The organism is Methylocaldum sp. MU1018, assembly GCF_053646775.1.
The window spans coordinates 278,288-304,188 of the sequence record NZ_CM132195.1 but is presented as its reverse complement, the minus strand read 5'-3'; the positions used below and the strand labels follow the sequence as shown (position 1 = coordinate 304,188).

The window sequence follows — 25,901 nt, the reverse complement described above, 5'->3', positions numbered from 1 at the left end:
GCCGAAAAACTCAGGGAACCGGCTTGCCGGAGGACAGCCCCAGGCGTTCGCGGGTCTTCTCTTTCTGTTTCTCGCTCTTGCGCAGCAAGAGATACACCGCGCCGGCGCCGCCGTGCCATTTCTGCGCGCTGTGAAAAGCCATGATCTCGGGGAACATCGGCAGCCAGCGCGCCAGGTAGCTTTTCAGCAAAGGCTTCTGCTCCTTGTTCCCGCGCCCCTTGCCGTGGCTGATCAAGGCCGACCGCACGTCGTGGCGCGCGCAGTCGCGGATGAACCGATACACTTCGCGGCGCGCCTGCTCCACCGTCAGGCCGTGCAAATCCAGCATGGCCTCGACGGCATACCCTCCCTGTCGCAATTTTCGAAAGACGCCGTTTTGAATGCCGTCGCGCTTGAAGCTGATGACGGCTTCCGGATGAACGAATTCTACAAACGCGGTCGGAAGCCGGCTTTCGTCGAAGGCGGCGCCGCGCTGGGCCGATTCGCGCCGGTAAAGCTGGCCAGGCGTGGGCGCCTCGCGGTGAGTCAGGACGGCGCGGCCGGAGTGATCGATGGGCCGGACATCGGCCATTTCTTGCTGAAATAATTTTAGGTCGTCGTCGGTCATATCTTTATACCTCGATCTAAACGCCGAGTTCTTGCGACGGGTTTGACCATCGTCGTCGTGATTGCGGCTCGCTTCGATCCGTACCCAGCCTCGCCCGTCGGTGGACGGAACCGGTGCGGGAGTCGCGGTTAGAGCATAACAAACTTTGCCGACGGACAAGGAGGATTTCCCGGCGCGGTTGCGTCAGGCCGATCCCATCGATAGGAGACGATGCTTTATCCCAAATCCGGCCGTTGGAAACGACCTGAAAAGCCCTAAACCCTCTCCCCGGCCCTCTCCCAAAGGGAGAGGGTGTTTTGAAGGTCGGGAGAAGGGCGTTTGGCCCCTCGCCCTTTGGGAGAGGGGTTAGGGTGAGGGCATGCGACGGCTGACGTGGCCTTGCGGTCATTTCGAAGATTCAACGGCGGCTTTTAGATTTATGAACCGCGGTCGCCGCCGGTTTCTCATCCGCTCCGGCAGTGCCGGGCTCGGCCTGCTCGTCGCCCGCGAACCGTTTCGACAATGCCACGGGAAGGAGGTTGCATTCATGGAGCCGAACCCAAACCGCATCAGGCTGTTTCTGTGCGGCGATGTCATGACCGGACGGGGTATCGATCAGGTCTTACTGCATCCCGGCAATCCGGACCTGTACGAGCCCTATGTCAGGAACGCGAAAATTTACGTCGAGCTGGCCGAACGGCTCAACGGCCTCGTTCCGCGGCCCGCCGGTTTTTCCTACATCTGGGGCGAAGCCCTCGCCGAACTCGATCGCGCCAGGCCGGACGTTCGCGTGATCAACCTGGAAACGGCGATCACCGCCAGTAACGATTACTGGAAAGGCAAAGGCATCAACTACCGGATGCATCCCGCCAACATCCCCTGCCTCGCCGCTGCCCGGGTCGATTGTTGCGTGCTGGCCAACAATCACGTGCTCGACTGGGGTTATCGAGGATTGGCCGATACCTTGGACGCCTTACAGCACGCGTCGCTGGCAACCGCCGGCGCCGGCCGCGACAGCCGGGAAGCGGAAACCCCGGCGATTCTGGATCGGGCCGGAAAGGGGCGCGTGCTGGTTTTCGGCTTCGGTTGCGATTCGAGCGGCATTCCGCCCGAATGGGCGGCGGCGGACGACAAACCCGGCGTGAACCGACTGCCGGACTTATCGCCCGAAACGGCGCGGCGGCTCGCCGCTCGGATAAGGCGCGTCAAACGGGAGCGGGATATCGTCGTGGCGTCGATACACTGGGGCGGCAACTGGGGCTACGCGATTCCCGACGAGCAACGCCGCTTCGCGCATGCCTTGATCGACGAAGCCGGGGTCGATATCGTCCACGGCCATTCGTCCCATCACCCCAAAGCCGTGGAGGTTTATCGGGGAAAACTCATCCTCTACGGCTGCGGCGATTTCATCAACGATTACGAAGGCATCGAAGGCTACGAATCGTTCCGGGACGATTTGGCGCTGATGTATTTTCCGACCGTGAACCCCGCCGACGGAAAGTTGACGAGCCTCGAAATGGTCCCGCTGCAGATGCGGCGGTTTCGCCTGAACCGGCCTTCCGCGGAAGACTTCCGCTGGATACGGGACCGGCTCGACCGGGAAAGCGGCAAGTTCGGCGGAGCCGTCGAAGCGTCCGACGACCGGCGTTTGATCCTGCGCCGGCGGTGATCGAACGATTCGACCGACCGCGCTCAGATTCTCACGCCGCCTTCGCGCGGCAGGAACATCACGATCGACACGCGCCGATTCCTGGCCCTGCCCGCCGGCGTATCGTTGGCCTCGCGCGGCTGGGTGTCGGCCAGGCCGACGGCGCGCAAGCGCCCGGGAGGAACGCCGTGCGCGATCAAATAGCGGGTGACGGCGCTGGCCCGGGCCGTCGACAGCTCCCAATTGGACTGGAATTTCGCCGTCGCGATGGGGCGGTCGTCGGTATGCCCCTCGACCGCGATCGTTCCGCCTTGAGCGCCGAGCACGCCGGCCAGTCGGTCCAGTGCGCTCGCGCCTTCAGGCTTCAACTCGGCGCTGGCCAGGTCGAACAGAATCGCGTCGCTGATCTCCAGGCGGACTTCCCCGCCGGCCGCCGAAATCTCGACCGCGCCGTCGAATTCCGCATCGGAGAACGCCCGTGAAAGAGAGGCCGCCGCGCTTGCCGCCGCGTCGCCGGCTTCGGCTATCCAGCCGTGTCCGGAAACCGGCGGAAACGGCTCGCCGGACGGTTCGGTCCAAGCCGGCGCGTCCTCGGCTTGCCGCGCCAAAGGATTCGTCCCGGCCGCGGACGCCGCCGGCACCGGATAAGCGGGCTGAACCTTGATCTCGGCCGCGGCTTTCGGGGCGGCGTCCGCGGCCTTTTGCAGCGGCCGGGCGGCCGGGCCCGAAGCCGCCGTAACCGTCTTCGACACCCTCACCACCGCGGGAGACACCGGAATCGGGGCCGTTGCCGCGGCCGTTTGCGCAGGGACGGTTTTCGACGCCACCGTCAGCGCCTTTTGATAGGCGAACAGCATGACGAAAAACGAGAACAGCAAGGTCATCACGTCGAGATAGCTCAGCAGCCAGCCGCCCTGCTCGGACGGGTGTTCGTCCGCCGCCGCTTGCCAGGGATCGATCAGGACATCCCGCTCGGCGGCCGTGCGCCGGGAATGCGTCAGCACCGATGCTTCGTTCGAGGACATAGTAAAAACCCGCGGCTACGATTTGACCACGCTGAGCGGGAGCGCATCGACCGGCTCGCTCGCCTCCGGCCGGTCGAAGAACGCTTGCCAATAGTCCCGGAACATCGCTGCATGGCAGCGGTCGTGCAGCATGAGCACCGATTCCATCTGTACGTACGCCCAGGCCAGATTCTCCTTGGCGCGCCGCTCCAGGCGCGTCGCCAGCGGCTTTAGCGCCAGGTTGGCCAGCACCAGCCCGTACACCGTGGTCAGCATGGCGAAGCCCATCGCCTCGCCGATCTGTTCCATGCGATTGGCGTCCAGGCCGTACATCATCCCGATCAGGCCGAACAGCGTCCCCAGCATGCCGAAGGCGGGCGCGAAAGTTCCCATGGTGCGGACGATCTGGATTTCGGCCTGATCCCGCTCGCGCTGCGCTCCGATCTTCCATTGCAGCATCCGTCTCAGGTCGGCCGGCGGGGTGCGGCTGATCACCAGTTCCGCGCCGGTTCGAAGCAGCGACTCCTGCAGCCGCTTGGCCGCCTGCTCGGCCGCGCGGACGGCGCCCTGGCGATGGGCATCCACGACGCGCAAGAACATATCCAGATCGTCGCTGGCCATCGAAGCCTTGCTTCCGAGCTTGCTCCGCAACTGGCGCAACAAATCGGTCACGCCGCGAAACGAATGCGCCAGAACGGTGGCGGCGAACGTTCCGACGACCACCAGAAAAAGCCCCGAAATATTGAAATACCGGCCCGACGGATCGGCCCACAAGAGAAGAACGAACAGGCCGAACAGCCCCGACCCGATCAAGATGTTTACGATAACGGCTTTCATGATGCTTCCGCCCGATTTTGGTTTTTACCGGAAACGTCCATGCAGATTCCGTTCCTATCGGCCATTTCTTTTACAATCAGCGGCCTGGAGACTTTCGCCGGGCTCATGTCGAATTTTTGACACGAGCCGGCGGCAGCGGCTTGCCAGGACCGGCAATCGCTGCCGGTGCGTCGATGGCAAGATCGGCGCGCCGGCCGGGTCGGAGATCCGCCGTGAACCAAGCGGCCTCCGCCGAAGTCGAATCGAGCGAGGTGGCCGACAGTGAACACGACCCGCTCAACCGCTCAGATCATCCCGTTTCCGGACACCAAACGGTGGCCGGCGATCGCCAAAACGTACATCGACAATCTGACATTGGGCGATCCGCGCGCGGCGTTCTTTTATCTGGAATACCAGTTGATCGCGTTGGAACTATCGGAGATTCCGACGGCGCTGAAAAGAGAAATCGAGCGCGAATACAGAAGACGCGGTTTTCAGGGTCCGGTGTATTTCGGCAAGCCCTGGTGAAGGGACGATGCTTTAGAGCATTTTCATCTCGCCTTAACGGCATTCCGTACGGAACGTATGTCGGATGCAGGGGCAGCTTGAGTCGCACCGATAACGGGTCTGTTCAACGCTCCGAAATTCACACAAAGTTAGGTTTTACACTTACCAACTCATCGATCCGGCACATCAAGGCAGGATTGCTTTCCGAGATCGGCCGGGGCGCGTAATAAACGTAAGCGTCCGAGCCTTACCGTGTTGACGGCGTCAAGCGGCGATGGGCTGGATCAGTTCCGTCACCTGATCGGCGAGGTTCCAGGGCAAGAGTTCGTCGATCCGATTGACCGGATGCTCGGCGATGCGGGCAGCACGGTCCGGAGGTACGCCTCCGGATCGAGGCCGTTGAGTTTGGCCGTGCCGATCAGGGTGTAGATCGCCGCCGCTCGCTGGCCGCCGGCGTCGGAGCCCGCGAACAGATAGTTCTTCCGGCCGAGCGCCACCACCCGCAACGCGCGTTCCGCGGCATTGTTGTCGATCTCCAGACGACCGTCATCGCGATACCGGGTCAGTGCCGGCCAGCGCGTCAGGGCATAGCGGATCGCCTCGGCTAGAGCCGACTTTTTCGAGACCTGTGTCAGCGTGGTGTGCAGCCAGGTTTGAAGCGCCTCAAGCTGAGGACCCGCGCGGGCTTGCCGCGCTGCGGCGCGGGTCTCCGACGACTGGCCCCGGATCTCGGCTTCGAGGGTATAGAGCGCGCCGATACGCTGGAGCACCTCGGCCGCCAAGGGACTCCCGTGGGCCTTGTGGAGCTCGTAGAACTTGCGCCGGACATGCGCCCAACAGGCCACCTCCCGCACGCGGCCGGTATCGTACAGCCCGTTGAATCCCGCATAGCCATCCGCCTGCAGGGCGCCTTCGAAGTCCTCCAGATGCGTCCCGGGATACTGGCCTTGGCGGTTCGGCGAGTAGGCGAACCACACCGCGGGCGGTGTGAGATCACCGGCCGGGCGGTCGTCCCGGACATAGGTCCACAGCCGACCGGTCTTCGTCTGGCCCTGACCGGCGCGAGCACCGGGACCGGGGTATCGTCGGCATGCAGCTTCGGACCGGCGAGCACATGGCGGCGGATCGCCAAGGCCGACGGGTGGAGGAGGCCCGCGGCTTCCCCGACCCAATCGGTCAAGGTGGACCGGGACAGGTCCACGCCTTCGCGGGCGTAAATGGCCGACTGGCGGTACAGCGGCAGATGATCGCCGTATTTCGAGACGAGTACATGGGCCAGGAGCCCCGGACCCGCGAGCCCCTGGGCCATGGGCCGGCTCGGCGCCGACGCCTGGACGATGCGGTCGCAGCGGGCGCAGGCGCACTTGGGGCGGACGTGGCGGATCACCCGGAAGCGGGCCGGGACGTACGCCAGGATTTCGGCGACCTCCTCGCCCAAGGGCTTCAAGGGACCGCCACAGTCGGGGCACTGCGCGAGGTCAGGCTCGTGGATATGGATTTCCCGCGGCAGATGGTCGGGCAGTGACCGAGGCGTCCTGGCCCGGCGCTCGGCCGCGCGGGGTTCGACGATCGCCGCGAGTTCCGCATCGCCCGTTTCCAGTTCTGAACGGGAGCCGTGCGGATCGGGCGGCGCCAGTCGATGCCTTCGAGCAGCATCGATAACTGGGCGGGGGTGAGGGAGACCGTGCCGTTGGTGGCCTGCGGCCAGACGAAGCGGCCCCGCTCCAGCCGCTTGGCGAACAGGCAGAGTCCATCGCCGTCCCACCAGAGTAGTTTGATCCGGTCGCCGCGTCGCCCGCGAAAGGCGAAGATATGGCCGGAGAAGGGATCCGCCTCGAGCTGGGTCTGGACCAGGGCGGCCAAGCCATCGAAGCCACGGCGCAGATCGGTCACCCCGGCAGCGATCCAGATGCGGGTGCCGGACGGAAGCGCGATCATGAGCCCTTGAGACTCGCGAGGACGGTGCGCAAGGTCGCCGCATCGACGGAACCTTTCACCTGGACCCGCGTACTCCCAAACTCGATGGTGATGGTGCCCGGCGGAGCGGATACCGTGGCTTCACGCGCCGGCACGGCCAATGCGGAGTCCAGAGCGGGCGTCATCGCCACCGGTAATAAGGTCGGCCCCGGCGGATCGGCCGGCGCGTTCCGGTCCTTAAGGTACTGTCGGCGCCATTTGAACAGTTGATTGGCGTTGATCCGATGCGCCAGCGCAATCCCCGCGACCGAGACGCCCGGCTGTAGGGTCCGCTTCACCCGTTCGCGCTTGAACTCAGGCGCAAACCGCCGCCGGCCCAAGGTATCCATCGCCACCACGCCCGTTGTGAAGTCAGCATCGTGAGTCATCAGTGCGTCCACCTCAAGAGTGCGCGGACACCCCATGCGTCCGCTCGCACCAGTGTCGCCTGAGCCTTTCAACCCGTCGAGACGGTCCCCGGCGGACGCTTACAGAGCATCCTCCGGTGTCCGACAGGATTCGTCGGCGGCCACCGGCACTCCGGCTTCCCGTGCCAGCTTTCCAAGGCCGTCCCAGTCCTCCCGGGCGACGGGCTGCTCGAGCATTGCGGGTTCGATTCCGGCAAGGCGGAGTTCTTTGAGCATGGCAAGCACTTCTTCCGCCGAATACCCGGCATTGGCGTCCAGAATCAAACGGCAGGCCGGATGCCCGCGCCTTACGGCCAGGAGCCGGTCTATATCGTCCGAACGGTCGAGGCCAATCTTGATCTTGAGGATTTCGAAACCTTCGCGGCGGTATTGCCGAGCCAGCGCTTCCACGTCCTCGGCCGCACAAATGGGTATGGTGATGTCGGTGGCGAGCCGGTTTTGGAATCCGCCGAAAAACTGGAATAGCGGAATCCTGCAACTGCGTGCCAAAGCGTCGATCAGCGCCATCTCGAGGCCGGCCCGCACCGATGGGAGATGCGGGATGCGTTCGAGGAGTTCGGCCGAAATCCGCCGCCATTCGCCCGCCTGTCGTCCCGGTAGCCGGTCGGCTTCGTCCGATAGCGCTTTCAGCGCGACCGCCTGATCCTCGGCCGTGACCGGCGGCAAAGTCGGAGTCTCGCCCCATCCGGCCGATCCGTCCGCGAGCGTGATTTGCACCGCGACGTTACGGACATGATCCAGCCGCGACGAGGCGATCGTAAACGGCGCAATCAGCGGCACGTCGAGTTTATGGATGTCGAGTCGTGCGATTTCGAGGTTTTTCTTCATTGTTTCTACTGTTTGTCGGTCGTTGTCCGGCGTTCAAACGAGCATGCGGCAGCAGGGTTTCCAGGCGCGGGGCGATCATCGGACGGCCCACGGTAAAGTGATATAGGCTCTGAAACTGCGTGCCCCGAAGCCCGAGCAATTCATGTACCGGATCGTCGAAGAAACAGCCGATGTCCGTGCCGCGGACGCCGGCGGCCGGCTTCGAGGTAAAGCGCCCGGCCGATCAGCCCGGTTTCCCGGAGGAGGCGGCGATATACCCACGGACCGAGGCCGCGTTTTCATGGCGATTTTTCTTCGCGCCAAATCCGTACGAAACCCTCGCGATTCGGCATCGCGACCCGAGGCAGCGTGTCGGCGTTCATTTCCGCCCGTTCGCCGATGATGCCGTTGATGTGCAAAAGGTAAGCCGTGGCGGCGTAGACCTGATTTTCGTTCAAGCGGCGGGGAGCGTCGAGCGGCATCGAGCGGCGAATGAAATCGAACAGGGTGGTGGCGTAAGGCCAGTAAGTGCCGATGTTTTTGTCCGGATGGGGACCCGTCAAAGAGCCGCCGCCGGCGAGTTCACCGGCGCTTCCGCCGAGGCCTTTGGGTCCGTGGCAGGATGCGCACGCCGAATCGTAAATGGCTTTGCCTTCGAGAGCGCTGCCCCGACCGGGCGGGAGTCCGCTGCCGTCGGGGAACACTGTGATGTCCTGGCCGGCGATGTCCTCCGGCGTCGCGGGCCGGCCGAGGCGATGACCTTCCGGCGCGGCGGCGAGCGCGGCCGACACGCCGAACAACAGTAGCGCCGGAGCCCATCGCCGCGGCCCGTTTCCGCGGCGGCGGTTACGCATACACATGGCTCACGCTGCCGTCGGCGGCCACGGCCCAACTGACGACGGCGTTGTAGTGGAAATAGCCGTGGCGCCCGCGTTCCGCGATCAGCGCCGCGCGCTCCGGCTGGATATAGCCGGCTTCGTCCGCGGCGCGGCTTTTGAGCACCAGAGGCGAGCCGTCCCAGCGCCAGGGCAGCCGGAAACGGGTGAAGCATTGCGGCAAAACCGGTTCCTGCAGCGCCGCTTCCGCCCAACTGCGTCCGCCGTCGGCCGACACCTCGACGCGCTCGATCCGACCCCGGCCGCTCCAGGCGAGACCGCTGATCTGGTAGAGGCCGGGGCCGCGCAGATGTTCGCCGGGCGAGGGGAAGGTGATGATCGATTTGGCGTCCATGACGAAGGTGAACTGCCGGGCCTTGCCGGACGGCAGCAGTTCCGTGTATTTGGCGGTTTCGTTGCGGGCCATGACCGGCCGGTTCGCCGCCTGCAAGCGGCGTAGCCACTTGACGCTGAGCACCGCCTCCCAGCCCGGCAGGATCAGCCGCAGCGGATAACCGTTTTCCGGGCGCAGCCGCTCGCCGTTCTGATAAAGCGCGAGCATGGCGTCGTCCAGGGCTTTTTCGACGTCAACGGGGTCATCAACGGGGTCAGGGTCACGCGTGATCGCAAGACCTGCCCCCCTTATCCGACCCCCTTATCCTGTTTGTCACCCTGCCACAGTTCCAACGGTTCGGGTGCGGGCGTGGTCTCGGGCGCCTTGTGAGCTTCGCCCATGCGCCGCTCGATAAACGCCCGGAGTCATCCACCAGATGGACCGGCACCCGCATCGTGACCGTTCCAGCGCCCCATTTCGACTTTCGCCCAGCGCCGGGCCGCTTTCCACCGCGTGTCATGTTCGTACCTTGTGATTTCGTGACGGAATCAGTCCATCCCGACCATTTTATTCTGTCACGGAATCATTCAACCGTGCCGAACCTTGCATTCCACCGATTCTGGCCTAGGCTGAAAGTGCCGCTCCCTCCGCTGGGTGATAAATTGCAAGCGGTAGCCCGGCTAAGGTGACGGGCGGGATCTATGAAAAAGAAAAGGAGAATGACTATGAGCAGCAACACCAATCCGACAGGATGTGGTTCCATCAACACGACGGTGTACGAGTTCACCACAAATGACGCGGGGAAAACGTCGGGCACGGCCTACGGCAATCTGCCGTTGGGCGACCCCAACGGCTCACAGGTGTCGATCAACGGCACCACCGACCTGTCCCAGATCATCGTTGGCAACAACGGGGCGTGTGTCATGTCGATCGTTTACCAGTACTTCGACGGGATCGCCCGCAAGTCGGCCATTTATGTCTTCGGCCAGGGGCCAAAGGGAATGGGGTCAGGGAGTCTCCACATGAGCTTCGTCACGTCGCAGGACACGCACACGTTGTCGCTGACGAGTTCGACCCCGTCGTGCCACGACGACAAATTCGAGGACATGAACGCCATCACGCAGATCACCTGGAAGTCGGATTAACCAGCGGTCCGAGCTGACCATCAACTTCTTGACGGAACAGTGAACTAGGACCTATACGTCGTATAGGTCCTACATGTCCTGAGTCATCATCGCCCGCGCATGTTCGTAGGAGTGGACCGCAAAGCGTGGCGCGCGCTTTTCGCGGCGCAGCTCGGGTGGATGCTCGATGCGACCGCCGATCTTACCGACGTTTGTTGATTTCAAAGGTCTTTCCAGCATGCACGGAGGTCACATGCACGGGGGTCAGGTCTTGCAAAACAACACCTCGCTCTGTAATCTACCGTCATGGCAAGACCTCTCCGCATCGAGTTATCCGGCGGCCTTTATCACGTCACTTCCCGTGGCGATAGGCGCGAGGACATTTATTTTTCCGATGCCGACCGCGAAGCCTGGCTAGGGTTGCTGGGGCGGGTTTGCGCGCGCTTCAACTGGGTTTGTCATGCTTATTGCCTGATGTCCAATCACTATCATCTGGTGATTGAAACGCCGGAGGGCAATCTCGCCCAAGGCATGCGCCAACTCAACGGGGTTTATACGCAAATGGTAAACCGGACGCACGGGCGCGTCGGGCATGTTTTTCAGGGGCGATACAAGGCGATTCTGGTGGAGAAGGACAGTTATCTGCTGGAGTTGGCGCGTTATGTCGTGCTGAATCCCGTGCGCGCCGGGATGGTCGGCGATGTCGGGGATTGGCCGTGGAGCAGTTATGCGGCCGTGGTCGGCTTGGCGCCCGCGCCCGCCTGGTTGCAAACCCATTGGCTACTGGGCCGGTTTGGCCGGAAACGCGACCCGGCAATCGCCGGGTATATTGATTTTGTGCGTGCCGGCGTTGGCTTGCCAAGCATTTGGGACCATCTGCAAGGCCAGATTTATCTGGGTAGCCCTGAATTCATCGAGCGCATGCAATCCAGTCTTGCGCCGGATCATCCGCTGGATGAAATCCCCCGCATGCAACGGCGCCCGTTGGCGCATTATCGAACGGAATATGTCGACGATCCGCGCACCGGCATGGCGCTGGCCTATCTCACCGGCGATTATGCGATGAAAGTCATCGCTCGGGAATTCGGCGTGCACTACGCCACCGTGAGTCGAGCGGTGAAAGCCTACGAATCCACGCATGGGATGTAACGTGATTTTGCAAGACCTGCCCCCCATGATCACGCGCGTTGATCACCGGCTTGAGCTTGCGGGCCACGCGGGCCGGCAAGACGTCGTGCTGAACAAGGTCGAAAAATTTCGCCAAGCCCAAGTCGACGGCGATACGGTAACCGGCCTTAATATGGCCTTGTACGAGAGCTACCGCAAATGCACTGGATATTTTTGACCGCAGCAATCGTTTGCGAGGTCGTCGGCACATCGGCCCTGAAGTCATCGGAAGGTTTTTCGCGCCTATGGCCTTCAGTTATCGTCATTATTGGCTACGCGTTGGCCTTCTGCTTCCTCTCACTCGCGCTCAAAACAATTCCGGTTGGGGTGGCCTACGCAATCTGGTCCGGCATCGGCATCATTCTAATAGCATTGATTGCGTGGACTCTCTATGGGCAAGCTCTTGATCTTCCGGCAGTCATAGGCATGTCGCTCATTGCGGCCGGCATCGTTGTTCTCAATCTGTTTTCCAAGGCCGTCTCTCACTCATGAGCCGTCCAACCCATCATCCCACCGGATCTGCGCAAAAAGCCGCGCAGGCCGCCGAATTCAAACGTTATAAGGGTATTGAGCAGCCCTGACCTCTACAACGGCGTCCCTAATCCTCGCGGCTTGTACCCTTGATGATATAGCCGCCCGATTTTTCGTCGTAGTCCAGCTTCAACAGCTTCCGTTCCTGGGCCTCTTCGAGCAGTTTCCCGAACGTGCGGAAACCGTGGTAGCTTTCGTTGAAGCCGGGTTTTCGCCGCTTCAGCGCCTGCTTCACCATCGAGCCCCACACCTTTTCCTCTTCCCCGCGCTCTTCCAGAAGATCCTCGACCGTCTCCAGCACCCAGTCCAGCGCTTGCTGTTTCTTGTCTTCCTCGGCTTTCTTTTCGCCTTCCGGTTCCGGCTGGCGGGCCGTCTTGGCGGGCGCGCGCTTGGCCTTGGGCCGCGGCTTCGCGGCCTCGCGCACCAGGTCGTCGTAGAAAATGAATTCGTCGCAGTTGGCGATCAGCAGATCGGAGGTGGACTTTTTCACCCCGACGCCGATGACGAGCTTGTTGTTCTCGCGCAGCTTGCTGACCAGGGGCGAAAAATCGGAGTCGCCGCTGATGATCACGAAGGTATCGACGTGCGACTTGGTGTAGCAGAGGTCGAGCGCGTCGACGACCATGCGGATGTCGGCGGAATTCTTGCCCGACTGACGCACGTGCGGAATTTCGATCAGCTCGAAGGCCGCCTCGTGCATGCCGCCTTTGAACTCCTTGTAGCGGTCCCAGTCGCAGTAAGCCTTCTTGACCACGATATTACCCTTGAGCAGTAGCCGTTCCAGCACTTTCTGGACGTCGAAGGCGGCGTATTTGGCGTCGCGCACGCCGAGGGCGATGTTCTCGAAATCGCAGAACAAGGCCATGATCTGGGTTTTGGGTGTATGGCTCATAGGCTTTTTTATTGTGAATGGGCCGATTCGCGGGCTTCGCTCAAAACGCCGGCCCAACCGAGATCGTTCACGATGCGTTGGAAAGAGTCGTCGAGAGGCGCTTTCAAGCATAGCCTCTCGCCCGTGGCGGGATGAACGAATGCCAGGCCGGTCGCGCAGAGCAGCAACCGGCGGCAGCCGAAATGGGTTCTGAAGAAATCGTTGTGGCGTCCGTCGCCGTGGCTGGTATCGCCCACGATCGGATGAAAAATATGCTTCATGTGGCGCCGGATCTGGTGTTTCCGCCCGGTTTTCGGCGACGCTTGCAACAGCGAATAGCGGGCGGTCGGGTAACGGCCCACCGCGAACGGCAGTTCCGCGACGCCCAGGCGGCGATAATGCGTGACCGCCGCCTGGGCCGGCTTGTCGCGCCGCGCGCCGGCGTCGGTCATCCGATCGAGTTGCTCTTCCAGCGCATGATCGATGGCGCCGGTTTCATCCGTATGGCCGCGCACTACGGCGAGATAAGTCTTATCGATGCCGCCTTCGGAGAATAATGCCGTCATCCGCCGGGCGGTATCCTGATCGAGCGCGAACAGCAAGATGCCCGAAGTCGGCTTGTCCAGGCGGTGGACCGGGTATACCCGGCGGCCGAGCCGGTCCCGCACGATCTGCATGGCGTGGCGGGTTTCGTGGCGGTCGATCTCGCTCCGATGCACGAGCAGGCCGGCGGGCTTGTTCACCGCCACGAGCGAATCGTCTCGATAAAGGATTTCCAGGCTTCGGTCGGCTTGGTTCGAAGCCTCCGTTCGGGAAAACGGGCGACAGTGCCCGGCCATCGCGCTCAATGCCGCGGCTCCACCGAGTAGCGCACCCAGAGACGATGGGTCCCGCCCGGAGCGATGGTCACCGCGTCGTCCGCCGCGTTGGCGCTTTCCACGCACACCATGCGGAGATAGCCGTCTTCGTCGAAGTCGCCCAGCGCCTCGGCCTTCTCGGCCCACGGATTCCACACCACGGTGGAGCGGCTGCCCCGCTTGGCGATGCGGATGCGGCGATTCAAGCCCGGATCGTCGATCAGGCAATCGGCGCTGGATTCGAGATAAATCCGGTCGGTTTCCTCCGAGAAGATCACGGGGCCCGACTGCCGTTTGAGCCGGCCCTCGTCCGTCTTGTCGATATAGGAACAGCCGTCCAGTCCGTGTATGGCAATCCGGCGGACATCGCTCACTTGAAAATAGGCATGCAGAGCCTCGCCGATCGTAACCGGCGCAGGTCCGTCGTTATACGTCACCAGCACCATCTCCAGGGCCGTGCCGATGGTCATGTAAAGTTCGAGCGGCGTCGAATGCGGCCACTGGGCGCGGGTTTCGTCGCTCGGGACGAGACGGAAACCCAAGCGGCTCGAACCGTCCTCCAGCGCCTGCGCTTCGATCACCTCCCACGGCACGGTGCGCGCGAAGCCGTGAGCCGGCAAGGAAGCCTCGCCCGGGTGCGGCCCGAACCACGGCCAGCACACCGGCACGCCGCCGCGGATGGCTTCGCCCGGCTCGAACTTCGCCCGCGGCGACAGCCAGACGACCGGTTCCTCCCGGTGCGGCGCCCAGCTCATCAGATGCCCTCCTTGCAAGGCGATGCTCGCCATAGCGAGGCCGTTGCCGATTTCCACCGCCCCCTGCCCGTTCGGACCTTCCTTGAAGACGACCTCGCCGGCGATGCCGAAGCGCGCGTCTAAAGCAAGAATATCGTTCGGGTCCATAAATACTCCTGTCGGGGTCGGGTTGGTCAAAGAGGTTCAGTCATTAGACAAATCTTGCCGCCGCAAATCGGGCCGCGGGCAAGACTCGAATGCCGGCATGGCGTTCCGAAACGATTCAGGACCGGCTCGCCGGGGGCGAACTTTATTGCAAAAGCACGTCGGCATTGCAAGAGACGTCACATTTTTTTCGCGGAAAATGGGCTAATGAAGCGCCGGCAACGGCGTTTGCCCGTACCTTCTTCCGGGGCGAAGCCGGGGGTGCGCAAATTCGGCGAGAACCTTTCCGAACCGTTTTGCGACTAAAATGAGCCTTCCGAATCAACCAGCCGCACCGCCGAACGCATGAAACACCCTTTCTGGCGCGAAAAATCACTGGCCGAAATGACCGAACAGGAATGGGAGTCGCTGTGCGACGGGTGCGGGAAATGCTGTCTGCACAAGCTGGAAAACGAAGATACCGGCGAATTGTTCTTCACCAGCGTGGCGTGCCGGCTGCTCGATATCGAGGCTTGCCGCTGCACCCACTACGAAGAGCGCACGTCACGGGTTCCGGAATGCCTGGACCTGCGCGCCGGTTTCACGCAATACCACTGGCTTCCGTCCACCTGCGCCTACCGCCTGCTGGCGGAAGGCAAGGACCTGCCGGCCTGGCATCCGCTGGTTTGCGGCGACCCCGAGACCGTGCACGATATCGGGATTTCGATACGCCGCTATGCGATACCGGAATCCGAGGCGGACGACCTGGAAGATCATGTCATCGAATGGATGGATTGAAGGCCGCGCCGAAGGCTCATGCCTGAAAATCTTCACCCGCGGCGAATCCGCCGATGAAGTCAGATCTGGCCGGAGCGCCGGAACGATGCCGCCGTTCGACCGCGCCGCGGTCGACAGAGCGTAGGATGCGGTGAACGAAGCGAACCGCATCGATCGCGAACTACGGCACTGATCCTGCGCGCCGCCCGCCGGGACCTGGGGCGATCGAACGGACCTGCCTTGCAACCTACAGCGAATCGAGAAATCGCAGCAGTGCCTGTCTGTCCGGCTTCGCCAGCCTTTTCACCCGGTCCCGCGCGACGGCCGCTTCGCCGCCGTGCCATAACACGGCTTCCAGGACGTTGCGGGCGCGGCCGTCGTGGAGAAAGGTCGTATGCTCGGCGATGCTCGCCGCCAGACCGATACCCCACAAAGGCGGCGTGCGCCATTCGCGCGGGCCTGCCAGGAAATCGGGCCGTCCGTCCGCGAGTTCGTCGCCCATATCGTGGACCAGAAGGTCGGTATAGGGGTGAATCGTCTGGTTCGATAGCTCCGGCAACGGCGCAAAACGGCCGGTTTGGAGCGTTTCGACGTGGCACTCGTTGCAGCCGATCTCGCGAAAGATGGATTCGCCGCGCACGACCTCCGGATCGTCCGGGTTTCGTCGCGCGGGCACCGCAAGGCTCCGGACATAAAGCACGACGGCATCGAGCTGTTCCGGCGCGAGTTCCGGACGGCGGGCAGAGGGCGCCATGCGGCAGTCTTTCTGCGTTGCCGCGCAGTTCTCCTCGGGCAACAAGGGCGAGGTGATGCCCATGTCGCCCAGGAAGGCGCCGGCGATTTGCTGCGGAAGATTCGGCACGTTGGCCTTGTGACCGAAACGGCCGATGGCAACCCGCCCGCTTGCCGCATCCCACACCCGGTTGACGCGGCCCTCGATGCCGTCCCGCTTGGTGCGGCGCTCCAGATCCAGCAAGGTCTCGTCGCTCACGGCTTCGAGCAGTCCCAGCCCGAACACTGCGGGTCCGACGCGGGCCGATGTCAGCACATCATCTCCCAAGGGTCCGTAGCGGAGTTCGCTCAGAACGATCTTGGGTTTTCGGAGAGAAACCGTCTCCCCGTCCGCCAGTGTGACGGCTAACTCCTCGTACTCGATTGATACCTTGCCCTCCTCCGCCACGCCGGGAATGCCGTGGTTTTGCAGTTGATCGCCGTATACCGGATGCGGTCGCGGTCCGCCGTTTTCGGACCGGCCCGGCACGCTCAAACGGATCAGCAGCCCGCCGGCGTCGTCGTCCGGACCGTCCGGCGGCCTGCCGCGCGCATTCTTGAGATGGCAGGCGGCGCACGAAATCCGGTTGTACAGCGGCCCGAGCCCGGCAATCTCGATATCCTGGGCGGGGGGAATGACCCAGCTTTGGCGGAACAGACCCCGTCCCTTGAAGAACTCGGGCAATCGTTCCGGATTCAGCGCGGGGCTCGGGCGGGAATACCCTTCCCGGCTGTCGTCCGTCACCGTGAAACTGCCGCCGGACAAGGTCTCCGCGGCGCCCGCCGCCGAAGCCGCTCCGAGCGATAGCGCAAGAACGAGGGCGAGACGCATCACGCGCCACCTCCCTGGCCCGCTCGTTCAAGCACTTCGCGGGCCAGGCGCTCCGCTTCGGCGGCGTTGCGCTCGATCGATTCGTGCCATGCGGACTTTGCCGCGTCGACACCGTGTTGAGCATCGCCCTGTCCGGACCGAGGCTTGAATTGATTTTTCAGCACATCGGCTGCCGCTTCCGAGACGGGAACGCTGCCCGCCAATGCTCGTGCCCGCGCCGTTTTCTCCCGGATGTCGGCCTTTCCGAGCCGCTTCGCCTCCGTTTCGGCCCGGCGAACCAGCGCCCACAGGGACTTCAGCCGCTCGTGCCGGCTCGCGATGGCGGCATCGAAGAGTGCGCTGGCCAGGGGCAGGCGGGCGAGATTTCGCGCGGCGTCGTAACCGAAGCCGTTTCCAGGTTGCTCGAACGGGCGGAAATACCCAGCGGGAGCGGATCGGTACACGTCCGGCCGGACCGGTAGTTTCCGGATATCCGGGTGAAACAGGATCTTTTGGCCGTCTTGGGATAAGAGAAACTCGACGAACGCCTTGGCCGCTTCGGGCTTTCCGGTCGATGCCGTGATAGCGACATGGGCCGGCGAGTAGCCGACCCGATCGGGGTAGGCGAAGGCCAACGGCGCGCCGTTCGCGATCGCCGAGGCGAAGAAAAAGTCCATCGACACGGCGACGCCTTTCTTTCCGTTCGCCAGAATATCGGTCATGAACGGTCCGCCGGGTGCGAACAATTCGCTATTGGCGGCGATTTCGCTCAAGAGCGCCCAGCCTTTATCCCAACCGTAGGCTTCGAGCACCACGTCCGCCAGCATCGGCGCGAAACCCACCTTGGACGGAATCGGGAACAGCAGATGGCCCTCGAACGCCGGCCTGGCCAGGTCCTCCCAGGTCTTAGGATTCGGCAAAGAATGCCGGCGGAGATACTCGAGATTGAGCCCGAAACCGTAGCCGGCCATCTCGGTCGCGGCGAAATAGCCCTCGGGATCGGCGATCGGGGCCTCGCCCGCCCGTCCCGGAACGCCGGCCCGATCGACGTCCAGCTTCCGCCAGGCATGCTCGGCCTTCAGGGCCAGAAAATTGGCATAAGCGGCGGACCAATAGACGTCCACGCCGCCCTGCTGAGCCTGCCGGAGATAAGACAAGGCATCGTGCGACCTTCGCCAAATGATTTCGAGATCGATGTCGGGCCGGACCTTCTTGAAGGCGGCCTGATAACGGGAAACCACGTCCTCGGGATAGGCGGTCAGCACGACCAGCCGTTCGGCGGCATCGGCCGCGGACGTGCTCAAACCGAACCCGAGTCCAACACGAAGAACGAAAAGAAATAGCGTTCTGATCATCTCTGGCCACCTTGCTCAAAACCTGAAATTGGCGTTCATGAAGTAAGTACGGCCCGGTTCCGGGAATCCCTCTTCGTAGGCGTAGTTTTCGTCGGAGACATTGTTCACCCCGAACTCCGCGTCCAGGTCCTTGCGCACCAGCCACACCGCCTTGAGATTTCCGATGAGGAAGGCGTCCGCCTGCCGTCGTCCGTCGGAGCTGCTGAAACGGCTGGAGTTGTACTCGGTGCTGGCGATGAACCGGGTGTACTGCCAGGGCGTGTATTCGAGATACGCAAAAACCTTGTGCTTGGGCGTATCGAGCGGCCGGATATTGGGATTGGTCCGGTTGTTGCGGTCCAGGAAGGTGTAGTTGGCGTGCAGCTTCAAGGTGTCGTCCAGCGTATAGGTCGCGAACGCCTCGTAGCCGAGATGCTCGGCCTTCCCGATGTTCTGCAGCTGAAAACACGGCGGGCGGCTGCAAGCCGTGGGCGCGATGGTGACGCTTTCGATGGCGTTGGCGATGTCGCTGTAGAAAAAGCTCGCGCCGAACTCTACCGGTCCTTGCCGGCTGTCGAAACCCACTTCGTAGTTGAGGGTATCTTCCGGCTCCAATTGCGGATTGGGAATGGCCGAACCGAGCCGGAAGGAATACCGGTCCTTGATGGTCGGAAAGCGGGTTTTCCGGGCCACGAAGGCATGCACCTGCGTGTTGTCGGTCACATCGTAGAACAGCCCGCCCTGCCCGTTGATCGCCGAACGGTTGTACAGCGGGAAACGTTCCGATACGCCGCTGGTGAAAGCCCGAGCCTGGAGCTGGTCCTGACTGTCGTGGCTGACGCCCAGGGAGAGCTTCAGACGGTCGGTGAGGGTGATCGTGTCTTCCAGCCCGTAGGAAAAGAGCTGGTCGGCGTAGCGCTCGGTCGGCGTTCCCTGGTTGAGGTCGTCGACCTCCCGGTGCACGTCCTGCTTGTAGCTGAAAGAGGCCTTGATCAGATGATCGTCGAGAATCGTGGTGCCGTATTCGAGACCGGCGCCGAAGGTGTAGTCGTCATATTTGCTGGCGAAAGCGAAAGGCCTTCGTTGCGTGGTGTAGGCGGCGTCGTCGTAGGAGTCGAGCGCGTTCTCGAAGGTGTCGTAATAAAGCCGGGTTTTTACATAGTGATCCTCGAGGAAGGCGGTGCGCGAAACGAAATACACGCTTTCCTTGTTCCAGTAGGGCCAGCGCCAGAAACGCGGCGATACGGTCGGATCGGTGCCCGCATACGGCGGCGTATCCTTGCGCCCGTTCTGGTTGTAATAGCTGATGGCATACTCGTCGGTGTCGTTGGGCGTATAGCCGAGCTTGAAGCTGCCCTTGTAATCGGTGTTCCCGCTGTTGTCCCGCCTGCCGCCGTCTTCGCTCCGGGTAGGCTCGAAATCCTCCGACAGACGGAAAAACTGGCGGTCCAGGTAAGAAAACCCGCCTTGGGCGTACCACGTTCCCTGGTTGGTGCCGACATTGACGTGACCCTGATAGAAGTTGTAGTCGAAATGGCTGTCGAATCCCACGCCCGTGCCGACATTGCCCTCCAGTCGCCGGGTGGGTCTCCGGCTGACCAGGTTGATGGCGCCGCCCAGGGTATTGGGCCCGTACAGCACCGACGAAAATCCCTTGCTGACATCGATCTCGCCGATATCGAAGGTGGTGAAGCGGTTCAGGTCCACGTTGCCGTCGTACGGCACGTAAACCGGGATGCCGTCGATGAACAACGGCACCTGGCGCGAGTTGAACCCGCGCACGTGGACCAGTCGTTCGTTGCGCGCCCCGAGATTTTGCAGCGTGACGCCCGGCAGCATGTTGACCGCCGACCCCACGTCGTAACGGTTGAATTTCTGAATGTCCTCCGCGGTGACGGTCTCGACCGTCGGATTGGTTTCCGACAAGAGATTCGATCCCGAAACTTCCACCACGCCGAGCGTAAACACGTTCGCCGCCCCGCCGGCTTTTTCGTCCTGCGCGGACGCTGCCGCAAACGGTAAAGAAATCCCCAAAGCCACCCACGGCTGTCTAAATCGCATAGAGCCCCCTTGTTCAAATTGCACGAAATGTGACGGCAAAATCGCCTTTTGTTCGAAAAACGACATCATTCGGGTCGCACCTTCGACCCCGGCGCCCGCGCTCAAGCGCCCTTATCATTATGTATAATTCTATATAACGTGAAGCAGGCAGAAATTACGGAGCGCGACCGAAAGCATCCTTCTCGGAACGCTCTGCGACTTGCACGCCTCGCTCCGCGTTTGTTCCAGGCAGGACGCGGCAATCAAGCCCAATCCCGGCAGACCACCCGCCTTGACCACGGCCTCGCTTTTGCGAGGCAGACGTTATAACCATTAAGAAATAACGAATCAAGACTCGAGGACTTTTGGGGCGGCTCGGACGGCATGTGCCGGGGAAGGGGTAATGGCGCCGAAATACATGACGATCATCGCGATCGGCGACGGCTCCCGACGAGCGATCGCCGATTGCCGGCTAAATCAAGCGGGGATACCTCTCGTGACGACAAAAAGAAAAACAGCGCTCGCCGTCGCTTGTCACGGCTTACTGCTCGCCGCGCCTGACGGCGCTTCGGCGGCCACCATGGAAGAACGGATGCAGGCGATGGAGCGGCGCCTGATGGAAATGGAAACCCGCCTGGAGCAATCGGAAAACGAAAACCGGCAGCTCCGCAAGCAAATCGCCGCGAAGACGCAGGAAGCGAATCCCGGACACCGGCCCGTCGCTGCGCCTGACGGCGAGGTAAAAGCTCTGAACGACAAGGTCGCCGTGCTCGAAAAGAAAATCGAGCAGGATCGCAAGGCGACGGCGGAAGCGGCAAAGAATGCGCCCAAGGTCGACATCGGCGACAAGGGCCTGGTCGTCAAATCCGCCGACGAGAACTACCGCTTGAGCGTCCGCGCCTATGCTCAGGGCGACGGCAATTTTTTCATGGACGATTCGTCAGGCGATGCGATTTCGGACAAATTCTCCATACGCCGCGCCCGTCTGACCATCGACGGCACCTTTTTCAAATGGGCGGATTTCCGTTTCTCGCCGGACTTCGGCCTGGGCAATCTGCGCCTGTTCGATGCCTTCGCCGATTTGCACTATTTTCCGTACGCCAGCCTGATGGCGGGCAAATTCAGATCGCCGATCAACGGTCTGGAACGCCAGCAGGGCGCACCCAACATCGCGTTCGTCGAACGCGCCCTGACCCAAAACCTGACGCCGGCGCGAGACATCGGCGTGATGCTGCACGGCCAAATCGCCTATCCCGGCTATACCACGCAGTACACGATATTGCCGGTGTTCAAGGAGTTCTTCGGCTATGAACTCGGCGTTTTCAATGGCGCCCGCGATGGAGCAAACGTGGACAGCGAAAAGGACGACAACAAGGAGTTCGCCGGCCGCCTCATTTCGCACCCGTTCCTGCACAGCGGCATCCCGGCTTTGGAAGGCCTGGGCATCAACATCGCCGGCAGTTGGGGACAGCCCCGGGGGCATAGCCTGAACCGGCTGACTACGGCCGGGCAGCAGGCCTTCCTGAATTACAACCCGAACGTGACTGCTTTCGGAGATGCCTACCGGATCACGCCCGGGGCTTATTGGTACTGGGGACCGTTCGGGCTGCTGACCGAATACGTCATGTCATCGCAACGGCTGGCCAACAGTACCGGCACCAGAACCGTGCGCCAGGACAACACCGCCTGGCAGGTACAAACCTCTTACGTGCTGACCGGCGAAAGGAATTCCTTCTTCGGGATCAAACCGGCCCGGAACTTCGATCCCTTCGCCGGCACCTTCGGCGCTTTCCAGATCGCGGCCCGCTGGGGCGAACTGGATGTGGACGACGATACCTTCAAGTACAACGGCGCTTTCGCCAACCCGTCCACCTCGGCCGGCAAGGCCACCGAGTGGGCGCTCGGCCTGAACTGGTATCTCAACCCCAATATCAAGCTGATGGCCGATTACGCCCAAACCTATTTCGACGGCGGTGCACCCCAAGGCCGGGATCGCCCGACCGAGAAAGTCTTCTTGACCCGGTTTCAGTACCAGTTTTGAGCGTATGCCACAAACTCCTCCGCCGGGCCCGAACCGGCGGCTTTCCAACTTCGATCCAGGAGAAACGTCATGATCGCATCCATAGCCAAATCGCTGACCCTAGCCGCCTCCGCATTCCTGCTGGGCATCGGCGCCGCCTCGGCCGATGTCACGGTATTCGCGGCCGCGAGCCTGACCAATGCCCTCGCCGACACCGGCAAAGCCTTCGAAGCGGCGAATCGGATTCCGGTGAAGTTTTCCTTTGCGTCATCTTCGGCCCTGGCCAAACAGATCGAGCAAGGCGCGCCGGCCGACATCTTCGCCTCGGCGGACACGAAATGGATGGACTATTTGGATAACAAGGGAAAAATCGACCACGATTCCCGCAAGAATTTGCTGGGCAATACCCTGGTGGTGATTGCTCCGCAAGGCAAGGGTTTCCCGGTGACGATGGCAAAAGGTTTCGACTTTTCGGGGGCTTTCGAAGGCAAGCTGTGCACCGGCGTGGTCGAGTCGGTTCCGGTCGGCATCTACGCCAAGGAAGCCTTGACCCGGCTGGGCTGGTGGGACGGTATCCGATACCGAACGGTCGGCACCGAAGACGTGCGCGCCGCGCTGAATCTGGTCGAGCGCGGGGAATGCGACGCCGGCATCGTTTACGAGACCGACGCGAAGCAAAGCAAAAAGGTCGAAGTCGTCGGACGATTTCCGGCGGATACGCATACGCCCATCGTGTATCCTTTCGCCCTGGTCACCCAATCCGGCGACGCAAAGAAATTTCTGGATTATTTGAAACAAAAACCGGCGGCCGAGATATTCGCCAGGTACGGGTTCAAGCTGCCGGAGCAGTGACCCGGCCCGGGCCGGCCGGCGGGTTACGGCACTCACAGATGAATCCGCATTCGACGAACTCCGAACAACCGCTTCCTTTGATCGAGGGCGAACTCCGGCTGATCGGCGGCCTCAACGAACGTCTCTTTCGACTGCTTGCGGCGATCGAAAAGACCGGCTCGATCAACCGGGCCGCCAAAGACGTGGGCCTGAGTTACAAAGGCGCCTGGGAAATGGTGGAGCGGGCCAACAATCTGGCTCCGCGAATCCTGGTTTCCACCGCGGTCGGCGGCCGGCACGGAGGGGGCACCCGGCTCACCTCCGCCGGCCGGGAGTTGTTGGAACTCTTTACCGATCTCCAGAAAGAGCACCATCGTTTTCTGGAGTCGAAAAACCGGCAATTGGCGGCCAACCCCAACCTCGTTTTCTTGTTCGGGAGATTGAAAATGAAAGCCAGCGCGCGCAACCAGTTCTTCGGCACGGTGACGGATATCCATACTGGCGCCGTCTACGCGGAAGTCACCGTGACGCTCAAGGGCGGAGATACGATCGTGTCGTCGATCACCATCGAGTCCGCGCAGTCGCTCGACATCAAGAACGGCGACGACGTGTTGGCGCTGGTCAAGGCCCCGCAGGTCATGATCGTCAAGGATTTCGGCGGCTATCGCCTGTCGGCGCGCAATCAGTTGAAAGGCACGGTCAAACGCGTTCAAAAAGGCGCGGTGAATTCCGAAGTCGTGATCGAGCTGGCGGGCGGCGATTCGGTGGCCGCCACCATCACCAACGAGAGCGTGGAGTCGATGGCGCTGCGCGAGGGCGACAGCGCTTGCGCCCTGTTCAAGGCGGGATCGGTCATGCTCGGGGTTGCGGATTAGCGGTCGCGGCGAACAGATGATATTGACGGCGGAAGAATGGTCGGCGCTGGCGCTGTCGCTCAAGGTTAGCCTCTGGTGCGTCGCGGCGGTTCTGCCGCCCGGCGTGCTGCTCGGATGGCTGCTCGCCCGGCACCGGTTCCACGGCAAATCCGTGGTCGAGGCCGTCGTGCACCTGCCCCTGGTGCTGCCGCCGGTGGTGACGGGCTACGTTCTGCTGCTCGCTTTCGGACGCAACGGCTGTCTGGGCCATTGGCTCGACACCTGGTTCGGCATTCGCGTGGCGTTTACCTGGAAAGGCGCGGTGATCGCCTCGGCGGTGATGAGCTTCCCGCTCATGGTGCGTGCGGCGCGGCTATCCATGAGCCTGATCGAGTCGCGGTTGGAACAGGCCGCCAGCACGCTGGGCGCGAGTCCCTTGCGGGTGTTTTTCACCGTGACCCTGCCCTTGGCCGCGCCCGGCATACTCACCGGCGCGATCCTGAGCTTCGCCCGCAGCCTGGGCGAGTTCGGCGCCACCATCACCTTCGTCGGCAACATCGAGAACGAAACCCGCACCTTGCCGCTGGCCTTGTACACCTACACCCAAACGCCCGGCACGGAAGAGCCGGCCATGCGCCTGGTGCTGATCTCCATGGCCGCGGCGTTCGCCGCCCTGATCGGGAGCGAGGTGCTGACCCGGCGCGCCGAACGGCGCTTGAGCGGCGAGTAGCGGATACCCATGCTGTCTCTCGACATCGAACTGCGTCGCCACGCCTTCGATTTGGTGGCGCAACTGGAGCTGAACGGGAACGTCACCGGATTGTTCGGTCCCTCGGGCTCGGGTAAAAGCTCGCTGCTCGGGATTATTGCCGGACTGATCCGGCCACAGCGGGGAACAATCGTTCTCGACGGCGAAACGCTCTTCGACAGCACAACCGGAATCTGTCTGCCGCCGCACCGGCGCCGGATCGGCCTGGTGTTCCAGGACAGCCAGCTGTTTCCGCATTACTCGGTGAAAGGCAATCTGCTCTACGGCCTCAAGCAGACGCCTACGAATCAGCGCCGCTTCCGCTTCGACGACATCGTCGATCTCTTAGGGCTGGCGCCCTTGCTTAACGCTCATCCCCGCAATATCTCGGGCGGCGAAAAACAGCGGGTGGCGCTGGGCCGCTCCTTGCTCGCCTCGCCCCGGCTGCTGCTGCTGGACGAACCGCTGGCGTCGCTGGATCAGGGGCTGAAAGCGCAAATCCTGCCGTTCCTGCAAAAGATCAGGGACGAATTGCAACTCCCCATGATCTACGTGTCTCACGCGCTGTCGGAAATCCTGCATCTGACCGACCGGCTGGTCCTGATCGAACAAGGCCGCATCGTCGCCGCCGGCGTCCTGCACGAGATTTTGCAAAATCCGCGGCAGGATCGGGCCGACCCGCTGGGATTGGACAACACCCTGCCCGTGACCATCGAATCCCATGACATCGAAGGCGGCTGCACCCTCGCCCGTTTCCGCGGCCTGCGCCTCGCTCTGCCGCTGCGCTCCCGGCTGGAAATCGGCCGAATCGCTTATGTCTCCGTGCATCGCGGCGAAGTGGCCTTGTCGCGCCAGGCGGTAACGGGCCTGTCCATTCAAAATCAGGTGCCGGGGCGGATCGTCGAGATCGAACCCCGCGGCGATGGCGTCGCGGTGCGGATCGACGCCGGCGCGCCTCTGCTCGCGGAAATCACGCCGCGCGCCTGGCGGGAGCTGAATTTAAGAGAAGGCGAAACGGTTTATGGCCTGATCAAAACCCGCTCGTTTTCCTATCTCATCGAGCAAACGCGAGCCGAATTCGAATCGCCCGCGCCGTAACGGTCAGCCGATCGCCCGTATCCGCAGGATTCCGACCGTCGCCCGCGCCGGCCGAGATCAGGCTGTCCTGAGCCGAGACGAAGGGCTTAATCCGCCCTACATTGTGCTGGTTGCCAAGCTCTAGCTTGGGAACCCGTTCTTGCAAGCCCCTGCTTGCTGTCGTTGGAGGAGCGGGAACTTTCGGGACGGCGTTGTCCTGACCGATATCCAGACAAATGCGGCATCGGG

At 62.4% G+C, this 25,901-nt stretch carries 26 protein-coding genes and 2 pseudogenes; 12 read left to right on the top strand and 16 right to left on the bottom strand.

The features are described from left to right. Positions 1 to 10: 10 nt before the first annotated feature. Entirely contained in the window at positions 11 to 607 is a 597-nt protein-coding gene (gene smrA, locus ACWJKU_RS01425; RefSeq protein ID WP_454145249.1) for a DNA endonuclease SmrA, read from the bottom strand. 526 nt (positions 608 to 1,133) lie between these two features. Between smrA and ACWJKU_RS01420 the strand changes: the two genes are divergently transcribed. Further along, positions 1,134 to 2,255: a CapA family protein gene (locus ACWJKU_RS01420; RefSeq protein WP_454145248.1), complete on the top strand. Its 1,122-nt coding sequence runs from the start codon at positions 1,134 to 1,136 to the stop codon at positions 2,253 to 2,255. A gap of 23 nt (positions 2,256 to 2,278) precedes the next feature. On the opposite strand, the gene ACWJKU_RS01415 is transcribed toward ACWJKU_RS01420, so the two are convergent. Both ACWJKU_RS01415 and ACWJKU_RS01410 read right to left on the bottom strand, forming a co-directional pair. After that, on the bottom strand, positions 2,279 to 3,238 hold the full coding sequence (locus ACWJKU_RS01415) for an OmpA family protein (RefSeq protein ID WP_454145247.1): 960 nt from the start codon (positions 3,236 to 3,238) through the stop codon (positions 2,279 to 2,281). Between the two features lie 36 nt (positions 3,239 to 3,274). Beyond that, the gene (locus ACWJKU_RS01410) at positions 3,275 to 4,075 is read right to left on the bottom strand and encodes a motility protein A (RefSeq protein WP_454145246.1); all 801 of its coding nucleotides are present in this window, start codon (positions 4,073 to 4,075) and stop codon (positions 3,275 to 3,277) included. Positions 4,076 to 4,336: 261 nt separating this feature from the next. Between ACWJKU_RS01410 and ACWJKU_RS01405 the strand changes: the two genes are divergently transcribed. Continuing rightward, a complete protein-coding gene (locus ACWJKU_RS01405; RefSeq protein ID WP_454145245.1) occupies positions 4,337 to 4,582 on the top strand; it encodes a hypothetical protein in 246 nt (81 codons plus the stop codon). A gap of 243 nt (positions 4,583 to 4,825) precedes the next feature. Here the strand turns inward: ACWJKU_RS01405 and tnpC are convergent. The 6 genes and pseudogenes from tnpC to ACWJKU_RS01375 form a co-directional block, all read right to left on the bottom strand. Beyond that, positions 4,826 to 6,308 (bottom strand): annotated as a pseudogene (gene tnpC, locus ACWJKU_RS01400) (IS66 family transposase). Next, positions 6,245 to 6,499, bottom strand: a pseudogene (gene tnpB / locus ACWJKU_RS01395) (IS66 family insertion sequence element accessory protein TnpB); the annotation flags it as partial. The pseudogenes tnpC and tnpB, both read right to left, overlap by 64 nt. Continuing rightward, positions 6,496 to 6,906, bottom strand: coding sequence for an IS66-like element accessory protein TnpA (gene tnpA / locus ACWJKU_RS01390; protein ID WP_454145244.1), 411 nt, complete (start codon positions 6,904 to 6,906; stop codon positions 6,496 to 6,498). The gene tnpA and the pseudogene tnpB, both read right to left, overlap by 4 nt. Positions 6,907 to 7,005: 99 nt before the next feature. Continuing rightward, positions 7,006 to 7,773: an enolase C-terminal domain-like protein gene (locus ACWJKU_RS01385; RefSeq protein WP_454145243.1), complete on the bottom strand. Its 768-nt coding sequence runs from the start codon at positions 7,771 to 7,773 to the stop codon at positions 7,006 to 7,008. Positions 7,774 to 8,051: 278 nt separating this feature from the next. Next, complete coding sequence (locus ACWJKU_RS01380) at positions 8,052 to 8,606, bottom strand: c-type cytochrome (protein WP_454145242.1); 555 nt, start codon at positions 8,604 to 8,606, stop codon at positions 8,052 to 8,054. Continuing rightward, positions 8,599 to 9,252 (bottom strand): molybdopterin-dependent oxidoreductase, encoded by a 654-nt coding sequence (locus ACWJKU_RS01375; protein ID WP_454147999.1) that lies wholly within the window; start codon positions 9,250 to 9,252, stop codon positions 8,599 to 8,601. The genes ACWJKU_RS01380 and ACWJKU_RS01375 overlap by 8 nt, the downstream gene beginning before the upstream one ends. A 434-nt stretch (positions 9,253 to 9,686) precedes the next feature. Between ACWJKU_RS01375 and ACWJKU_RS01370 the strand changes: the two genes are divergently transcribed. Further along, positions 9,687 to 10,106 carry a hypothetical protein gene (locus ACWJKU_RS01370; RefSeq protein ID WP_454145241.1) on the top strand — a complete coding sequence of 140 codons (420 nt, stop codon included), beginning with the start codon at positions 9,687 to 9,689 and terminating at the stop codon, positions 10,104 to 10,106. A 69-nt stretch (positions 10,107 to 10,175) separates the two neighbouring features. Here ACWJKU_RS01370 and ACWJKU_RS01365 read toward each other — a convergent pair whose 3' ends face one another. Then, positions 10,176 to 10,310, bottom strand: coding sequence for a hypothetical protein (locus tag ACWJKU_RS01365; RefSeq protein ID WP_276205406.1), 135 nt, complete (start codon positions 10,308 to 10,310; stop codon positions 10,176 to 10,178). Between the two features lie 81 nt (positions 10,311 to 10,391). On the opposite strand from ACWJKU_RS01365, the gene ACWJKU_RS01360 reads away from it, so the two are divergent. From ACWJKU_RS01360 to ACWJKU_RS01350, 3 genes are read left to right on the top strand one after another with little or no spacing between them, the layout of a single operon-like run. Continuing rightward, the gene (locus ACWJKU_RS01360; protein WP_454145240.1) at positions 10,392 to 11,234 is read left to right on the top strand and encodes an REP-associated tyrosine transposase; all 843 of its coding nucleotides are present in this window, start codon (positions 10,392 to 10,394) and stop codon (positions 11,232 to 11,234) included. A gap of 25 nt (positions 11,235 to 11,259) precedes the next feature. Beyond that, positions 11,260 to 11,430 (top strand): hypothetical protein, encoded by a 171-nt coding sequence (locus tag ACWJKU_RS01355; protein WP_454145239.1) that lies wholly within the window; start codon positions 11,260 to 11,262, stop codon positions 11,428 to 11,430. Next, the gene (locus ACWJKU_RS01350) at positions 11,412 to 11,744 is read left to right on the top strand and encodes a DMT family transporter (protein ID WP_454145238.1); all 333 of its coding nucleotides are present in this window, start codon (positions 11,412 to 11,414) and stop codon (positions 11,742 to 11,744) included. Before ACWJKU_RS01355 ends, ACWJKU_RS01350 begins: the two co-directional genes overlap by 19 nt. Before the next feature lie 106 nt (positions 11,745 to 11,850). Here ACWJKU_RS01350 and ACWJKU_RS01345 read toward each other — a convergent pair whose 3' ends face one another. From ACWJKU_RS01345 to ACWJKU_RS01335, 3 genes are read right to left on the bottom strand one after another with little or no spacing between them, the layout of a single operon-like run. Beyond that, on the bottom strand, positions 11,851 to 12,675 hold the full coding sequence (locus ACWJKU_RS01345) for an NYN domain-containing protein (RefSeq protein ID WP_454145237.1): 825 nt from the start codon (positions 12,673 to 12,675) through the stop codon (positions 11,851 to 11,853). A gap of 8 nt (positions 12,676 to 12,683) precedes the next feature. Then, complete coding sequence (truC, locus tag ACWJKU_RS01340) at positions 12,684 to 13,493, bottom strand: tRNA pseudouridine(65) synthase TruC (protein ID WP_454147997.1); 810 nt, start codon at positions 13,491 to 13,493, stop codon at positions 12,684 to 12,686. 5 nt (positions 13,494 to 13,498) lie between these two features. Continuing rightward, entirely contained in the window at positions 13,499 to 14,413 is a 915-nt protein-coding gene (locus ACWJKU_RS01335; protein ID WP_454145236.1) for a D-hexose-6-phosphate mutarotase, read from the bottom strand. Positions 14,414 to 14,755: 342 nt separating this feature from the next. Here ACWJKU_RS01335 and ACWJKU_RS01330 point away from each other — a divergent pair, with 342 nt between their 5' ends. After that, positions 14,756 to 15,187, top strand: a complete 432-nt coding sequence (locus tag ACWJKU_RS01330; RefSeq protein ID WP_454145235.1) for a YcgN family cysteine cluster protein — start codon at positions 14,756 to 14,758, stop codon at positions 15,185 to 15,187. A gap of 226 nt (positions 15,188 to 15,413) precedes the next feature. Here ACWJKU_RS01330 and ACWJKU_RS01325 read toward each other — a convergent pair whose 3' ends face one another. Genes ACWJKU_RS01325 through ACWJKU_RS01315 form a run of 3 tightly spaced genes read right to left on the bottom strand, consistent with a single transcriptional unit; the run spans position 15,414 to position 20,143 of the window. Beyond that, a complete protein-coding gene (locus ACWJKU_RS01325; protein ID WP_454147995.1) occupies positions 15,414 to 16,769 on the bottom strand; it encodes a di-heme oxidoreductase family protein in 1,356 nt (451 codons plus the stop codon). Further along, positions 16,769 to 18,103, bottom strand: coding sequence for an ABC transporter substrate-binding protein (locus tag ACWJKU_RS01320; protein ID WP_454145234.1), 1,335 nt, complete (start codon positions 18,101 to 18,103; stop codon positions 16,769 to 16,771). Before ACWJKU_RS01320 ends, ACWJKU_RS01325 begins: the two co-directional genes overlap by 1 nt. Before the next feature lie 15 nt (positions 18,104 to 18,118). Further along, positions 18,119 to 20,143, bottom strand: coding sequence for a TonB-dependent receptor plug domain-containing protein (locus tag ACWJKU_RS01315; RefSeq protein ID WP_454145233.1), 2,025 nt, complete (start codon positions 20,141 to 20,143; stop codon positions 18,119 to 18,121). 475 nt (positions 20,144 to 20,618) lie between these two features. Between ACWJKU_RS01315 and ACWJKU_RS01310 the strand changes: the two genes are divergently transcribed. The 5 genes from ACWJKU_RS01310 to modC all read left to right on the top strand — a co-directional run bounded on the left by ACWJKU_RS01310 (position 20,619) and on the right by modC (position 25,673). After that, complete coding sequence (locus ACWJKU_RS01310; RefSeq protein ID WP_454145232.1) at positions 20,619 to 22,163, top strand: porin; 1,545 nt, start codon at positions 20,619 to 20,621, stop codon at positions 22,161 to 22,163. 69 nt (positions 22,164 to 22,232) lie between these two features. Further along, complete coding sequence (gene modA, locus ACWJKU_RS01305) at positions 22,233 to 22,994, top strand: molybdate ABC transporter substrate-binding protein (RefSeq protein WP_454145231.1); 762 nt, start codon at positions 22,233 to 22,235, stop codon at positions 22,992 to 22,994. A gap of 38 nt (positions 22,995 to 23,032) precedes the next feature. Next, positions 23,033 to 23,848 (top strand): TOBE domain-containing protein, encoded by an 816-nt coding sequence (locus ACWJKU_RS01300; protein ID WP_454145230.1) that lies wholly within the window; start codon positions 23,033 to 23,035, stop codon positions 23,846 to 23,848. A 16-nt stretch (positions 23,849 to 23,864) separates the two neighbouring features. Beyond that, positions 23,865 to 24,557 (top strand): molybdate ABC transporter permease subunit, encoded by a 693-nt coding sequence (gene modB / locus ACWJKU_RS01295; protein ID WP_454145229.1) that lies wholly within the window; start codon positions 23,865 to 23,867, stop codon positions 24,555 to 24,557. Between the two features lie 9 nt (positions 24,558 to 24,566). Further along, positions 24,567 to 25,673: a molybdenum ABC transporter ATP-binding protein gene (modC, locus tag ACWJKU_RS01290; RefSeq protein WP_454145228.1), complete on the top strand. Its 1,107-nt coding sequence runs from the start codon at positions 24,567 to 24,569 to the stop codon at positions 25,671 to 25,673. Positions 25,674 to 25,901: the final 228 nt, after the last annotated feature.